This window comes from Blautia massiliensis (ex Durand et al. 2017), assembly GCF_051861785.1.
GTDB lineage: Bacteria > Bacillota > Clostridia > Lachnospirales > Lachnospiraceae > Blautia_A > Blautia_A luti_A.
Window position 1 is genome coordinate 1,686,855 of record NZ_CP146725.1, and the last position, 14,139, is coordinate 1,700,993.

12 protein-coding genes are annotated in these 14,139 nt (G+C 46.9%); 1 reads left to right on the top strand and 11 read right to left on the bottom strand.

Annotated features, from left to right (window positions below; all coding sequences use genetic code 11):
* Nucleotides 1-32: 32 nt before the first annotated feature.
* The 8 genes from murI to V9W66_RS08115 all read right to left on the bottom strand — a co-directional run bounded on the left by murI (nt 33) and on the right by V9W66_RS08115 (nt 8,269).
* Nucleotides 33-854: a glutamate racemase gene (gene murI, locus V9W66_RS08080; RefSeq protein WP_144092591.1), complete on the bottom strand. Its 822-nt coding sequence runs from the start codon at nt 852-854 to the stop codon at nt 33-35.
* Nucleotides 855-910: 56 nt separating this feature from the next.
* Complete coding sequence (locus V9W66_RS08085; RefSeq protein ID WP_021653073.1) at nt 911-1,150, bottom strand: hypothetical protein; 240 nt, start codon at nt 1,148-1,150, stop codon at nt 911-913.
* Between the two features lie 105 nt (nt 1,151-1,255).
* Nucleotides 1,256-2,941 carry a GerAB/ArcD/ProY family transporter gene (locus V9W66_RS08090; RefSeq protein ID WP_144092589.1) on the bottom strand — a complete coding sequence of 562 codons (1,686 nt, stop codon included), beginning with the start codon at nt 2,939-2,941 and terminating at the stop codon, nt 1,256-1,258.
* Between the two features lie 5 nt (nt 2,942-2,946).
* Nucleotides 2,947-4,443: a spore germination protein gene (locus V9W66_RS08095; protein ID WP_022427304.1), complete on the bottom strand. Its 1,497-nt coding sequence runs from the start codon at nt 4,441-4,443 to the stop codon at nt 2,947-2,949.
* Nucleotides 4,444-4,578: 135 nt separating this feature from the next.
* On the bottom strand, nt 4,579-5,280 hold the full coding sequence (locus V9W66_RS08100; RefSeq protein WP_144092587.1) for a GntR family transcriptional regulator: 702 nt from the start codon (nt 5,278-5,280) through the stop codon (nt 4,579-4,581).
* Nucleotides 5,270-6,151, bottom strand: a complete 882-nt coding sequence (ispE, locus tag V9W66_RS08105; RefSeq protein ID WP_144092585.1) for a 4-(cytidine 5'-diphospho)-2-C-methyl-D-erythritol kinase — start codon at nt 6,149-6,151, stop codon at nt 5,270-5,272. The genes V9W66_RS08100 and ispE overlap by 11 nt, the downstream gene beginning before the upstream one ends.
* A gap of 90 nt (nt 6,152-6,241) precedes the next feature.
* Nucleotides 6,242-7,810: a DUF3794 and LysM peptidoglycan-binding domain-containing protein gene (locus V9W66_RS08110; protein WP_186289974.1), complete on the bottom strand. Its 1,569-nt coding sequence runs from the start codon at nt 7,808-7,810 to the stop codon at nt 6,242-6,244.
* A gap of 3 nt (nt 7,811-7,813) precedes the next feature.
* Nucleotides 7,814-8,269 (bottom strand): protease complex subunit PrcB family protein, encoded by a 456-nt coding sequence (locus tag V9W66_RS08115; RefSeq protein WP_114001930.1) that lies wholly within the window; start codon nt 8,267-8,269, stop codon nt 7,814-7,816.
* A 147-nt stretch (nt 8,270-8,416) separates the two neighbouring features.
* Between V9W66_RS08115 and V9W66_RS08120 the strand changes: the two genes are divergently transcribed.
* Nucleotides 8,417-9,157: a lysophospholipid acyltransferase family protein gene (locus V9W66_RS08120; protein ID WP_015525341.1), complete on the top strand. Its 741-nt coding sequence runs from the start codon at nt 8,417-8,419 to the stop codon at nt 9,155-9,157.
* Between the two features lie 55 nt (nt 9,158-9,212).
* Here V9W66_RS08120 and pflA read toward each other — a convergent pair whose 3' ends face one another.
* The 3 genes from pflA to V9W66_RS08135 all read right to left on the bottom strand — a co-directional run bounded on the left by pflA (nt 9,213) and on the right by V9W66_RS08135 (nt 14,056).
* Nucleotides 9,213-9,962, bottom strand: a complete 750-nt coding sequence (pflA, locus tag V9W66_RS08125) for a pyruvate formate-lyase-activating protein (RefSeq protein ID WP_144092583.1) — start codon at nt 9,960-9,962, stop codon at nt 9,213-9,215.
* Nucleotides 9,963-9,970: 8 nt separating this feature from the next.
* Nucleotides 9,971-12,232: a formate C-acetyltransferase gene (gene pflB, locus V9W66_RS08130; protein ID WP_243121585.1), complete on the bottom strand. Its 2,262-nt coding sequence runs from the start codon at nt 12,230-12,232 to the stop codon at nt 9,971-9,973.
* 498 nt (nt 12,233-12,730) lie between these two features.
* A complete protein-coding gene (locus V9W66_RS08135; RefSeq protein WP_186290058.1) occupies nt 12,731-14,056 on the bottom strand; it encodes an IS4 family transposase in 1,326 nt (441 codons plus the stop codon).
* Nucleotides 14,057-14,139: the final 83 nt, after the last annotated feature.

The window sequence follows — 14,139 nt, forward strand, 5'->3', positions numbered from 1 at the left end:
TCTTTTCTCCTATCATTTATGTACAGATCTGTTTAATATTTTTCGATATCGATCTTCTGTGTTTTTTCTACGTTATACGGCAGGATGGAATTGGCAAAATCCTTAAACTTCTCTGCAAGATCACTTACATAAAAGCGATACGGGAATTCCTCCTGTGCTGCCTCATTGCTGGCAAGATCCAGTCTGGAGAGTAACTTTTTAAGCTCCAGCGCCGTCTCATATGCAGGATTCACAAGGCAGACCTCCTCACCCATGATCTTGCGGATGGTAGATCTTAAAAGAGGATAGTGCGTACATCCGAGGATCAGTGTATCGATTTCCTGCTCCTGCAGCTCCTTCAGATATCTTCTGGCAACTTCCTCGGTGACCGGATCATGATACCAGCCCTCTTCTACCAGCGGAACAAACAGCGGGCACGCTTTTCCGATCACGGTGATCTCCGGATCCAGTTCCCTCAGATAAGAGGCATGGATACCGCTTCCTACCGTGCCCACCGTTCCGATAATGCCTACCCGTTTATTTCTGGTTTCCTGGGCAGCAACTCTGGCACCGGCCTCGATCACTCCAAGGATCGGGATATCCAGTTCATCCTTCACCGCATCCAGAGCAAATGCACTGGCTGTATTACAGGCCACCACAATGGCCTTCACCTTCTGTTCCTGCAGAAAATGAATGATCTGGCGGGAATAACGGATCACCGTTTCTCTGGATTTGCTTCCATAGGGAACTCTGGCTGTGTCTCCGAAATATACGATTTTTTCCGATGGGAGATTGCGCATGATCTCCCGGGCTACTGTCAGTCCTCCGATACCGGAATCAAACACACCCACCGGTGCGTTTCTGTCTATATTCATTGATCTTATCTCCTGAAATAATTAATCGAACGTGATTGGTCCGTTGAAATATTGTATCACCAATCCAGGGCTTGCGCAAGCCAGAAGGATATCTTCACCGGCTTATTTTCCCCGTTGTCCTCTGCTTTTTCAAAGCAGAATTCCGGGTAGATCGTTCCCCACCAGGCATAAAACTGTGGCTGCCGATCACCGGCAGTTCTTCTCTCCCAGGTACTCCCTGCAAGGATCACTGCCGTGAGCAAAAGGAACCCTCCTGCTTTTTTTAATACATGCTTCTTCATTTTTATATGCTCCATGAGCAAGCCCTCCTGTCAAAAATCTTCTGATGATCTTATCCAGAGATATACTGTACGATTTATCGTACTGATCATCATCTGTATTATTAACAGTCCGGCTCCCATTTATTCATTACTGCCGTAATCCACTTCCAGAAGCTCACCTTCCACCCATATCTCCGGAAGCCAGGGCAGCGTTCCATCCTGACAGAACTGATGATATACCTCCCGCAGAGTCACACCCTTCTTCTGCTGCCCGGATGTGCGGTTCTCCTGGATTCCCTGAAGGTATTCCCCTATGGAGCTTTCCCGGGCTCCTTTCCAGTGAAAAACATCTCCCAGCATATCCGTCCGGAACACGTAGACATCCTCTCCGATATGCTCTTCCTGCTTCAGATATCCGATCAGTGCTTCCCGGGATCCCTCTTCCAGGATCTGTTCATCCAGGATCAGCACTTCAAGATGACCCAGATCCAGAAATTTTTCCTGAGACCGGTTGTAGACTGCCTCGATCTCCTGGAAGTCCCGGCCGGAAAGAGTCAGCACAGAAATCGGATCTTCGTCCGGTTTTTCCTGTCCGGTAGCTGTACTCATATCCGGCATTGCATATTTCAGCACAAAGCCATTCTCTGAAACACCGGCCCCCAGTGCCAGCGGATAAACTCTTTTTTCCGGTTCTACTGCCGCACAGCCTGATCCCGTCAAAGTGATGATCAGGACAAATCCTGCCACAGTTACTTTTTTCTTCCGTCTTCCCCGGTTTTCCGTACTGAGAAAAAGCTGTATCACAAGCAGAAACGGCACATAGATGTACCCCAGATACCAGCCATAATACTCTCGGATTCCCATCCCGTTTCTCTCATACAGGGAAAGCAGCCAGCCTGCTGCCGGGATCCAGTACCGACCGGTCCCGAATCCGGTTTTTTCTGCGATCTGATTTCCGTAATGAAACAAACTTCCCAGAGAAAACAAAAGTCCGAATACCAGAAACCCCATCCATATCACATCAAATCTCGCCAGTACGTTTCCCGGAAGATCTGCACCCTCCAGAAGAGGCAGTACCGGACAGATCTCATTTTTAAGGCGTGCACCTCCAAAAACTGCCGGAAGAAGGAGCTGCATTCCAAAAATGATCCCGCAGACTGTAAGAAAAGCCAGGATCACAGGTTTTCTGGCACTTCCCTGTTTTTTTGCATACTCCAGCCCGAAGGGAAGAAGTCCTGCTCCTGAAAAAGCACACAAAAGTGTATACAGATCACGGAGCCATCGCTCTCCTGTAAATCCTGTTTCCGGATCTTTCATCACTTCCATAAAGTACTCTGTTTTTGCCTGCCCTGCACATAAAAGCATCAGAAGAAGGATCCCTGCCAGAAAAATCCTTCCGGACACCTCAGCGATCCGCCCTCTTCTCTGCATTCCGCGATGCGTTCCCAGACTACAGGCTGCAACTGCAAGAAGAGACAGCCATTTTCCGGAAATCCCGCTGATCAGACTTTCCGGGATCACCTCCTCCAGAAGGCCCGAAAGAAATGCCGAACTTGCGATCACATATGTCAAAAAGAACAGGCCAATAAATCGTACAGTAAAACTTTCTGTCCTTTTGGAAAGCTCTCCATATGCAGGTGTCAGACGTATCAGCCAGATTACATAAAAAGAGAGCACTACGGCCGCAGCAGCTGTCCCTGCCATGGCACTGATGCCCAACATCGCTCCATTCTTAAACAGGCACAGCAGAAACGGCGCCGGAAACACCAGTATGATCTGCCGAAAAAGCTGTCTGTGGGAAATCCTGTTATTCTCCGCAAATCTCATAACCTTTATCCTTTCCGGCTCCATGGCCTTGTCCGAAGCCTGCGTTTCTGGGCATTTCTGGCATACAGCGGCCGGAATTTACGCTTCCGGAAGGGCTGTCGCAAAATCCTTCCACCGGTTTCCGCCTCACTGTTCTTCTCTACAAAAGGTACCAGATATGGGACACCGAAGCTTAAAAGTCCTGCCAGATGCGCCATGGTGAGATACAGTCCCAATACGATTCCGAATATACCTAGAAATCCTCCCAGAAACAGAAAAGCGTACTTCAGAAGCCGGAATGCAGAAGCAAATTCCTCATTAGGTATAGCCAGTGATCCCAGTGCTGTCAGTGCCACGATGATCACTACCACCGGGCTGACAAGATTGGCCTCCACCGCAGCCTGTCCGATGATCAGTCCTCCTACGATCCCAATGGCATTTCCAAGAGCTCCCGGGATCCGCACACCAGCCTCCCGTATCAACTCAAAAGACAGTTCCAGGAACACCAGCTCCACTACACTGGAAAATGGAACGCCCTCTCTTGCCTGTGCAAAGGAAAGGATCAGATTCGCCGGAAGGATCTGTGTATGAAACCGGATCACAGCCAGATAAAGTCCGGGGAGCAGCGTTGCCACAGCCATGGCCAGATACCGGAGCACCCGCAGGAAGGATGCCATCTCAAAACGGTTGTACCAGTCTTCACTGCTTTCCATAAAACTGTTGAATGCTCCGGGAACCACCAGTGCCACCGGCGAATTGTCACAGAGCAGAACTGCTTTTCCATTCAGCAGCTCCTGGGCAGCCCGGTCCGGCCGCTCCGTTGTCTGAAACTGAGGAAAGGGAGAATACCATGCTTCTTCTGTCAGCTGTTCCAGCATCCCGCTGTCCAGGATCCCGTCCACTGCAAAAGATTCCAGGCGCTCTTTCACAGCAGTCAGAAGCTCCTCATGGACCAGATCCTCCACATAAAGAAGCTGTACCACCGTATTGGAGCGTACACCGATGCTGCTCTGCTCCACCTTCAGCCTGGTATCCCGGATCCGCTTTCTCACAAGGGCCGCATTGGTTTTTACACTGTCACAGAACCCCTCCTTGGAGCCTCTGAGGACCTTTTCCGTTTTCACCTCTGATACAGCCAGCCCCGGATATCCTTTACTGGAAATTTTCATTGCTTTGTCGTATCCATCCAGAAAGAAAACTGCATTTCCCGAAAGAATGGCACCAAATACCTCCTCCATGGAAGACAGCTCCTTCACATCTGCAATTCCAAGGCTGTTTCGGCGGATAAATTCCCGGATCTTTTCCTCCGGGATCTCCCAGAAATGATTGATCATTTTTCCGATAGCAGAATCATCCAGCATCATGTTTGAAACCGCAACCTCAATATAGACCATCAGACAGTCCGCCTTATGTCCCTCACCAAGGCGCATGGGCCTGATCAGGATATCATCGCAGTTTTCACACCGTTTCCGGATATACGATTCATTTTCATGAAGAGATATCGATATCTTCCTTGTTTCCATAAAGCCACCATCCTTTACAGCAAGTTCCCCCACTGCTTATTGCTTTTCGCAATTGAAACAGGGGACTTACTTGATTCGGTTAAAAAAAGAGATGCCACAATGACATCTCTCTTAATATTCCCGCATATCCGGTTCTTATTCTTTTTTCTCGGCCTCTTTGGTCTCATTCTCCGCACGGATAGTACGGATGATCGCTTTTCGTTGATTCTCCAGATGATGGAAAGAAATATCCTGCGCCTTTTGCACATCTCCTTCACGGATGGCCTTTACCAGCTCTTCATGCTCACTGACCAGAAGATTTCTTGTCTGCTCCTCCTTCAGATACTCTACACGATAGCGATACATCTGCTCACGGAGATTATTCAGGACCTGATTCAGACGCTTATTATCAGAAGCCTGATATATGATCTCGTGGAAAGCCACATCGGTTTCCGCCAGACGGACCAGATTTCCCTCTGCTTTTGTTTTTTCAAATTCCTTGGCTGCCACCCAGAGCCTTCCCAGCTCATCCTCTGTGATCAGCTTGCACGCTTTTTCTATGGCAACATTTTCGAGGGCGATACGCACCTCCAGAACATCGTTCAGATCCTTCTCTGTGATGCTGGCTACCTGCGCACCTCTGCGTGGGATCATCGCTACAAGACCTTCCTGCTCCAGCTTGCGCATAGCCTCACGCACCGGTGTTCTGCTCACGCCAAGACGCTCTGCAAGGGCGATCTCCAGAAGTCTTTCGCCCGGCTTCAGCTCTCCCTTCAGGATTGCCTGCCGCAAGGTGTTAAAAACAACATCCCGAAGCGGCAGATATTCATTCATATCCACAGAAAAATCACTTGTCATTTGTAACTCCTCCATCTCTATTGTAAATATCCGTGGCAAATACAGTCTTTGCAAGCCCGCTCTTTCTGAGGCTTCTGGCTGCCGCGGCCATCTTATCTCTGTTATCAAAGATTCCAAACACAGTAGGACCGCTTCCGCTCATCACGGCTTTCAGCGCACCTTTTTCTTCCATGAGGTTCTTGATATTGCCAATCACGGGATACTGTCGGATGATCCCCGGTTCAAATACATTCTCCATTCTGGATGCCATGGCATACAGATCATTATTTCTGATAGCTCCGATGAGTCCATCAATGTCCGGATGTTTTCCGATCCCTTCCAGATTCAGATTCTCATAGGCTGTTTTTGTGGAAACATTGATCCCCGGTTTTCCTATCAGAACATAACATTTCGGAACTTCCGGAAGTCTGGTCAGCTTCTCTCCGATTCCCTCCGCAAGAGCTGTTCCCCGCATGATACAATACGGAACATCTGCTCCGACCTTTACTGCACGTTCCATCAGCTGTTCTTCGGTAAGCCCTAAATGGAACATCCGGTTCACACCCACAAATGCGGCCGCTGCATCGGAGCTGCCTCCTGCCATGCCTGCTGCCACCGGGATAATTTTACGAAGCTTGATGGAAAGTCCCTCTTCAACATCGAACTCCTCCATCAGCATCTGTGCTGCCTTATATACAAGATTTCTCTGATCTGTAGGAATAAACGGAAGATTGGTCGTCAGTACGATCCCCGGCCGTCTGGTCTTTCTGATATCCAGGATATCATACATACGGATGGTCTGCATGATCATGCGTACCTCATGATAACCGTCCTCTCTCTTTCCCAGAACATCAAGTCCGAGATTGATCTTTGCCATTGCTTTTAAACGCATAAGCCCCTCCATTTGTACTTTGTATACAGTATTTATACATGTATTTTATATGATTTTTACATTCTTTTCAACAGCAAAATATTCCACTTTTTATTTGATCTGACCTTCCACTTTTTTCACAACAAGAAGCGGAGTTCCCGGAGAGGGTTCCTGATTTTCCTTGAGAGCATTGATCGTCCGGATCTCCTGGATAGATGTGTGATATTTCCTTGCGATATCCCACAATTCATCTCCCGGTTTTACCATATAAACCAGGATTCCCGGCATAGCCTGGAGTTTTTTCATATCCAGTGGTTTTTCCTCTACTTTCTCAATGATAAATACCGGTTCTCTGGCAACTGCCAGAAGCTCCAGTCCTACAGTTGCCCGGATCTCGATCTCGTTTCCATCTGCCATGGCTGCGGAAAGCTGCTCCAGCTTTGCTTTTAACTGATAACAGCTGTCCTGCCGGATCCCTCTTGCTTCCACCATATGGGAAAACGGTATCATTGCCTCCATGGAATAAAACGGCATATCATCATTTCCAATAATGTACAGGATTTTCAGCATGACCACGCCATCTGCCTGCACACCGTTCTCTACGATCCTGGTCTTATCGATCTTCACTTTTCCCTGACTGTGACACAGCTGGAGGACTTTTCCCTGAGTCTCCTTTACCTGGATCCTGTCACTGATCCTGCATCTGGAAAAATTACGTACCAGAAGCCGTTCCAGTACCTCATTCTTTCCTTCCGGAACACATTCACGGATCGGTGTATACACATCGGTAATGAGATCATATTCCTCTTCCCTGAAAAATTTCATATCCAGCTCCAGCACAACATCCGAAACAAGGATCCGTTCTTCCCCATCGACATCCGGTTTGGCCTCCAGACTCTGATGCATCACCGAAGCTTCGATCAGCGGGATCAGTTCCTCCGTGCAGTCCGGACATTCCACTTCTCCGGAAAAAGGCAGCGAATATTCCAGCCACTGCACCGGGGCTTCTGTATCTTCTGCTCCGTACAGCACAAAAACGGACAGCTCTCCCCTTGCCTTTACCACATTTTCCTCCGGCTTCAGATCCAGTCCCCGTACATCCATAGTATACCAGATCAGGCTGGCGATATCCGGACGATTGGAGGCAATGGTATACTCATCCTTGATCCGGAGTGTATCTTTTTTATGTACGGTAAGTCCCAGAAAACGGACTGTTTTTTTTCTGACGGATACCTCTTCTGCATCCAGCGCCACCGGCAGGCGGATCTGTTCCGTTTCATCCACAGTCGCACAAAAAGTTACCAAAGCTTTAATATTAAGCTTTCTGGAATGGATCAGGCGGATCGTAAGATCTTCAATTTCCCACTTCAGACACATTTTATCCCCGTTTATGATATCCTTCAGGTTCAAGGTTTCCTCAAATGGAAGTTTTGCAGTAAGACTGCTGACGATCCCTCTTTCTTCCCCCACGTAAAGGATATCTACCTGCAGATTTCCCGTAAGAATACCTTTCCCGTCAGTAAGACGGACATCATCCATAATGATCCTGCCCTTATTCTGGATCAGTCTTCCTGCATCCGGTTTTGCATCCGGTACATTAAAATCCTCATCAAAAGTGACCTGACTTTTTGCCCTGCTTTTTTCCTTTAATATCTGCATGCTTTCTTTTTTTAATTCCACAGTCTATTCCCCTTTCTCCGACTCTTTTTTCACCGGACTGCTGCTTTCCCGGAACGTTACCGGCTTTTCCTGTTTCCGGGTTTTTATCACAATGCAGGGATAGGACGGAACTCCTGCCTCCTTAAGATCCTCCGGTCCAAGAAGTTTTGTAACAAAAAATATCCCATTCGAGGATTCTCCAAGCTCCTCTACCTGGATGCTGTATCCGCCACTCATCTGCCGCCCGTACCCTTTGGCCAGGTAAAGATCCTCTCCGGTTTCATAACTTAGCTGAAATTCCTTTTCCTTTTTTTCTTCCATAAGCCTGGAAAGCTCCTCCGGGATATCCCGGCGTTCCACAACGGTGTAATCTACCGGTTTTCGTTCTTCTTCCTCCACCCGGACAAATCGACACCCGGAAAGCAGCAGTGCCAGCACGGCAGCTGTCAGCACGATCCGCAGAAATACTGCTTTTTTCATAATATAAGCCACCTGCATTATTCAGTATTTATTCTATGTGAGCAGGGAAAGATTTATTGCAACTATCGGATTTTCTTCGTATAATATAAAAATACCATCTTACTGCGGAACTCTCCGCAAGTATCTATAACAGAAAGGACAAAAGACATGATTCGATTCATACTTGTCTGTATCGTGGTGATCGCCTATCTGGTGCTGACCATTCCGGTTCTCCTTGTAGAATGGATCATCGGGAAATTTTCTCCCATGACTAAGGATATCAGCTCTCTGCGCATGGTACAGGCCATATTCAAATTCATCCTGTGGATCACAGGCGCCAAAGTCACCGTCATCGGCGAAGAAAACGTTCCAAAGGATCAGGCTGTTCTCTATGTAGCAAACCACCGGAGCTATTTCGACATCCTGCTCACCTACAGCCGCTGTCCGATCCGCACCGGCTATGTTGCCAAGAAGGAAATGGAGCATTATCCGCTGCTCTCCAACTGGATGCGCAATCTCTACTGTCTCTTTCTCGACAGAGAGGATATCAAGCAGGGTCTGAAAACGATCCTCCAGGCCGCAGACTATGTGAAATCCGGCATTTCCGTATGTATCTTCCCGGAAGGAACCAGAAATAAGAATGCTGATGAAACAGAAATGCTGCCTTTCCATGACGGCAGCTTCAAGATCGCAGCCAGAGCCAAAAGCCCGATCATTCCTATTGCGATCAGCAACTCTGCCAATATCTGGGAGGCCAATTTCCCGAAGATGACACCTACACACGTAGTGATCGAATATGGCAAGCCTATCATTCCTTCAGAGCTTGACCGGGATACTCAGCGCCGCTTAGGTTCCTATACACAGGATATCATCAAAGAAATGCTGATCAAAAACAAAGAACTGGTGTGAACATCAAAAAAACCATATCTATGTCTGTTTTTCGACATAAGATATGGTTTTTTTATTACTGTGTACCTGCTCCCAGGATTTTTTCCGCATTTTCGATCCGTTCTTTCGTTGGCGGATTGATTCCCTTCAGCGGATAATCAATATGCAGATTTTCCCATTTAAAGATTCCGAGTGTGTGATATGGAAGAACCTCCACTCTCTCAACTGTCTTCAGTGTTGCGATAAAGTCAGCCAGCCGGTGGAGATAGTCATCCCGGTCATTGCGTTCCGGAACCAGTACGTGACGGATCCACATGGATACGCCCATATCGGAAAGCTTCCGGGCCATGGCAAGAATATTTTTATTGGTACATCCTGTGAGGATCTTATGCTGTTCCTCATCAATGTGCTTGATATCCAGCATGACAAGATCTGTGTACTTCATCAGCTCTTCCCATTTTTCATACCACGGACCCTCTTCTGTGTAAGGGTTGCCGCTGGTATCAAGTGTTGTGTGGATCCCAAGTTTTTTTGCTTTTCTGAACAGCTCAGTGAGGAAATCGATCTGTAACAGTGGCTCGCCTCCACTCACAGTAATACCGCCCTTACTTCCCCAGTAAGAGCGGTATCGACAGGCTTTTTCAAGCAGCTCATCTGCTGTGTACTCCATCCCTGTTTTCATTTGCCAGGTGTCCGGATTGTGGCAGAACTGACAGCGCATGGCGCAGCCGCTCAAAAAGATCACATACCGGACTCCTGGTCCGTCAACAGAGCCGAAGCTCTCCAGTGAGTGGACGTAGCCAGTGATTTTTTTCTGGTCGTCCATATTTTTTACTACATCCTTTCGTGGCAGGTTCTTGCGATAACGTCAAGCTGCTGCTCTCTTGTAAGGTCGATGAACTTAACAGCGTATCCGGAAACACGGATTGTGAAGTTTGCATACTCCTCTTTTTCCGGATGCTCCATAGCATCGATAAGTTTCTCTTTACCGAATACGTTTACATTGAGGTGATGTGCACCACGGTCAAAGTATCCGTCAAGTACATTTACAAGATTCTCTGTACGCTCTTCCTCAGAATGGCCAAGTGCATCCGGGTTGATCGTCTGAGTATTGGAGATTCCGTCAAGGGCATCCTCATAGTCAAGCTTTGCAACAGAGTTCAGGGAAGCAAGAAGTCCGTTCTGCTCTGCGCCGTAAGACGGGTTTGCTCCCGGTGCCAGAGGCTCGCCGGCTTTTCTTCCGTCCGGAAGAGATCCTGTAGCTTTACCATAAACAACGTTGGATGTGATGGTAAGGATGGATGTGGTTGGCTTGGAATCACGATAGGTATGGATGTGTTTCAGCTTCTCAAGGAATGTGGAAAGCAGAGTTGTTGCGATCTCGTCTGCTCTGTCATCATCGTTACCATAACGTGGGAAGTCACCCTCAACCTGGAAGTCTGTTGTGATTCCGTCCTCGTCACGGATTGCTTTTACTTTTGCATATTTGATAGCGGAAAGGGAATCTACTACGTGTGAGAATCCGGCGATACCTGTTGCGAAGGAACGGTCAACCTTTGTATCGATAAGTGCCATCTCAGCTGCCTCATAGTAGTATTTATCATGCATGTAGTGGATCATGTTCAGTGTTCCAACATACAGATGTGCAAGCCAGTCCATCATCTGATCATATTTTGCGATTACTTCGTCATAGTCAAGGTACTCGGAAGTGATCGGCTGATACTGCGGTCCTACCTGCTGTTTTGTCTTCTCATCAACACCGCCGTTGATCGCGTAAAGAAGGCATTTTGCAAGGTTAGCACGAGCGCCGAAGAACTGCATCTCTTTACCGGTCTCTGTAGCAGATACACAGCAGCAGATGCTGTAGTCATCGCCCCATACCGGACGCATAACATCATCGTTCTCATACTGGATGGAACTTGTTGTAACAGAGATGTCTGCTGCATATTTCTTGAAGTTCTCAGGCAGTCTTGAAGAATAGAGAACTGTAAGGTTCGGCTCCGGAGCCGGTCCCATATCCTCAAGTGTATGAAGGAAACGATAGTCGTTCTTTGTTACCATGGAACGTCCGTCCTGTCCCATACCTGCTACTTCCAGAGTTGCCCATACCGGGTCACCGGAGAAGAGCTGGTTGTAAGACGGGATACGAGCGAATTTAACCATACGGAATTTCATTACGATATGGTCAACAAGCTCCTGTGCCTCTTTCTCTGTAAGAGTTCCGTTCTCAAGGTCTCTCTCAATATAGATATCAAGGAATGTGGAGATACGTCCAACACTCATTGCAGCTCCGTTCTGAGTTTTGATCGCTGCAAGATATCCGAAGTACAGCCACTGGAATGCTTCCTTTGCGTTCTTAGCCGGCTGGGAAATATCAAAGCCATAGATCTGAGCCATTTCTTTCATCTTCTTCAGAGCACGGATCTGATCTGCGATCTCCTCACGAAGCTGGAAGTCATAACGTCTCATACCCTGACGGTCGCATGCTGCGAAATCTTTCTCTTTACCTGCGATCAGATGATTGATTCCGTAAAGAGCTACTCGTCTGTAATCACCTACGATACGTCCACGTCCGTAAGTATCCGGAAGTCCTGTAAGGATCTTGTTGTGACGTGCTCTCTTCATCTCCGGTGTGTAGATATCGAATACACCCTGGTTGTGTGTTTTGAACTCATAGTTGTTAAAAACATCTTTGATCTTGTCGCTTACATGGTATCCGTAAGTCTCACATGCCTGCTCTGCCATTTTGATTCCGCCGTATGGCATGAAAGCACGTTTCAGAGGTTTGTCTGTCTGAAGACCTACAACCTGCTCAAGATCTTTGAGCTCCTCATCGATGTATCCAGGACCATATGCTGTGATACCTGTAACTACCTCTGTCTCCATATCAAGAACGCCGCCTTTTGCACGCTCCTCTTTCTGAAGTTCCTGAAGCTTGCCCCAGAGTTTGTCTGTTGCCTCTGTTGGTGCTTCCAGGAAGGAAGCATCTCCATCATATGGTGTATAGTTCATACTGATGAAATTACGAACATCGATCTTCTCTTTCCAACGATTACCCTTAAAACCATTCCACTGTTCAAAATCAACTTTTGCCAATTTGTTACACATCCTTTCCTGTTGTCTCAATATTTCGTTCACTGCCCGCGCAGTTAGTAATATATAACATTTCTCATGACGACCATAAGATAACAGATTCCGGATTTAAAGTCAACAGATTGGAAGTATGTTCTTTATAATATACAAGTAATTGTATTATTGATAAAAATAATGAGAAAATTGTACCAGATATTGTACAATGTCGGGCGTCTGACGGACGCTCCTGGCGGAGGGCTTTTCCTTTCCAGGGGGGACACTTTGGCAGTGGGCAGGTTTCCCTTTCTGGGGGACACTTTGGCGTGGGGAGGGGAAACGGGCCAATGCCATTTAGATAGAACATTTTGTAGATGATTCTTTATGTTACATTCTGTAATGTTTTGATATTTGGAGTGCTTTGAGAGGAAAAAATACGCAAACTTCCCCTTTGGGGTAGAAATCGTACTTTTATCCTTTAAATAACTTGTGTTTTTATCCAAAAAAAGTTATAGTATTCTTATATTAGGACACTCGGTATGCAAAGCTTACAAAGCCTTTCCTCTTTTTGGTACGGGGAAATTTCCGGCCGGGCTTGACCGGGACCAGGTAGCGTAACAGGAGTGTCTCGATATGAGGCGAGATCGTAGGACTGCTTTTTTGAAGGAAAGCTTTACAGATATGTACAGCCATGGTGAAGTTCACCTGGTAAGCGTATTTTGTTTTTTTCTGATGAGTACTTACATGTGGGGTAACGGATTCACAGAAATTATACAGAATGACGCGCGCGTATATCTCCTGTTCTACGTATCCCGCCTTTTTTGAATGAAGCTGGGAAAGCCCCAGGCTATACTTTAATTTTCGGAATGATGTTTCGATTCCCCATCTCAAATGGTATAATTCCTTGATCCTCCACGGAGGGAATGCTTCTCTTTCAAGATTCGTAACGATACATTCGTATCCACCGGTATCCAGTAAAAACCGTACCATTCTTAATCTCATAGGATAGACTGCCTGTTTTCCGTCTTTTTCCAGATCCAGGAAATCAAACACGGAGCTTGAGGAAAGTTTTTTATAGTGGACAGGATCTTTTTTTGAATGTACCGTGCTCCGTGTGATAAAAAAATCCAGGTCTTCGTCCAGTTCCCTGTCAGGCAGCCGGAAACCATACGAGATCCCTCCCCTGCGGGAGATATCCTTTGTACGGATAACAAAAGACAGGCCTTTTGCCATGATATGGGCAAAAACGTGATAAGTTTCATATCCCCGGTCAGCCAGTATGATCGTTCTGGCAGGGGTGCTGATATTTCCCAGCATCTGTACCAGGGCACGGGATTCATTGCTGACCATTGTCTTTTCGATCCGTATATCTGTGTATCTTTTATTACAAAGATCATACAGCGCATGGAGATGGAGCTGGTTGGAGCCTCTTTTTCCATTGCCGGAAGGTTTACAGCTTTCTTTGTCCGCAGGGTCATAACAGATGTTCAGATCAGATCCGTCACAAGCCAGGAGCTGAAATCCATCATAAGTATGTCCTGCCGGAAGTTTCTGTGTAAAATGATAAAACAGGTAATTCATGGCATCTGGAAGAAGCTTGGCCCTTTGCTGGTGGATAGCGGAAAGAGAAGGGATATCAGCAGGAAGCCTGTGCTGGAAAAAGTCATGGGATGTAGTAGAAAGAGAGCCACCCTGCATGGTTAAAAGAGAGAGGATCGTATCCCGAAAAGAAATCTTACGTTTTCTCGAAAAATCAACGCCAGGGTGAAGGACAAAAGAATCCTTCTGAAGTTCTAATTCAGAAATAGCAGACAGGAGCAATTCATAACTGGAAGCAAAAGTAGAGTTCATAAGCGAGCCTCCTTTTGTATAAAAAAAGATTGCAATGTATAATTCTTTTTTACCATACATTGCAATCTTTTGGAATACTATGT

Bases quoted from the DNA above. Each gene is read 5' to 3' on its own strand.
- V9W66_RS08120 (WP_015525341.1), top strand. From the start codon at position 8,417: ATGATTCGATTCATACTTGTCTGTATCGTGGTGATCGCCTATCTGGTG.
- V9W66_RS08095 (WP_022427304.1), bottom strand. From the start codon at position 4,443: ATGGAAACAAGGAAGATATCGATATCTCTTCATGAAAATGAATCGTAT.
- V9W66_RS08090 (WP_144092589.1), bottom strand. From the start codon at position 2,941: ATGAGATTTGCGGAGAATAACAGGATTTCCCACAGACAGCTTTTTCGG.
- pflA (WP_144092583.1), bottom strand. From the start codon at position 9,962: ATGGACGACCAGAAAAAAATCACTGGCTACGTCCACTCACTGGAGAGC.
- V9W66_RS08115 (WP_114001930.1), bottom strand. From the start codon at position 8,269: ATGAAAAAAGCAGTATTTCTGCGGATCGTGCTGACAGCTGCCGTGCTG.
- V9W66_RS08100 (WP_144092587.1), bottom strand. From the start codon at position 5,280: ATGACAAGTGATTTTTCTGTGGATATGAATGAATATCTGCCGCTTCGG.
- V9W66_RS08135 (WP_186290058.1), bottom strand. From the start codon at position 14,056: ATGAACTCTACTTTTGCTTCCAGTTATGAATTGCTCCTGTCTGCTATT.
- ispE (WP_144092585.1), bottom strand. From the start codon at position 6,151: ATGCGTTTAAAAGCAATGGCAAAGATCAATCTCGGACTTGATGTTCTG.
- murI (WP_144092591.1), bottom strand. From the start codon at position 854: ATGAATATAGACAGAAACGCACCGGTGGGTGTGTTTGATTCCGGTATC.
- V9W66_RS08085 (WP_021653073.1), bottom strand. From the start codon at position 1,150: ATGGAGCATATAAAAATGAAGAAGCATGTATTAAAAAAAGCAGGAGGG.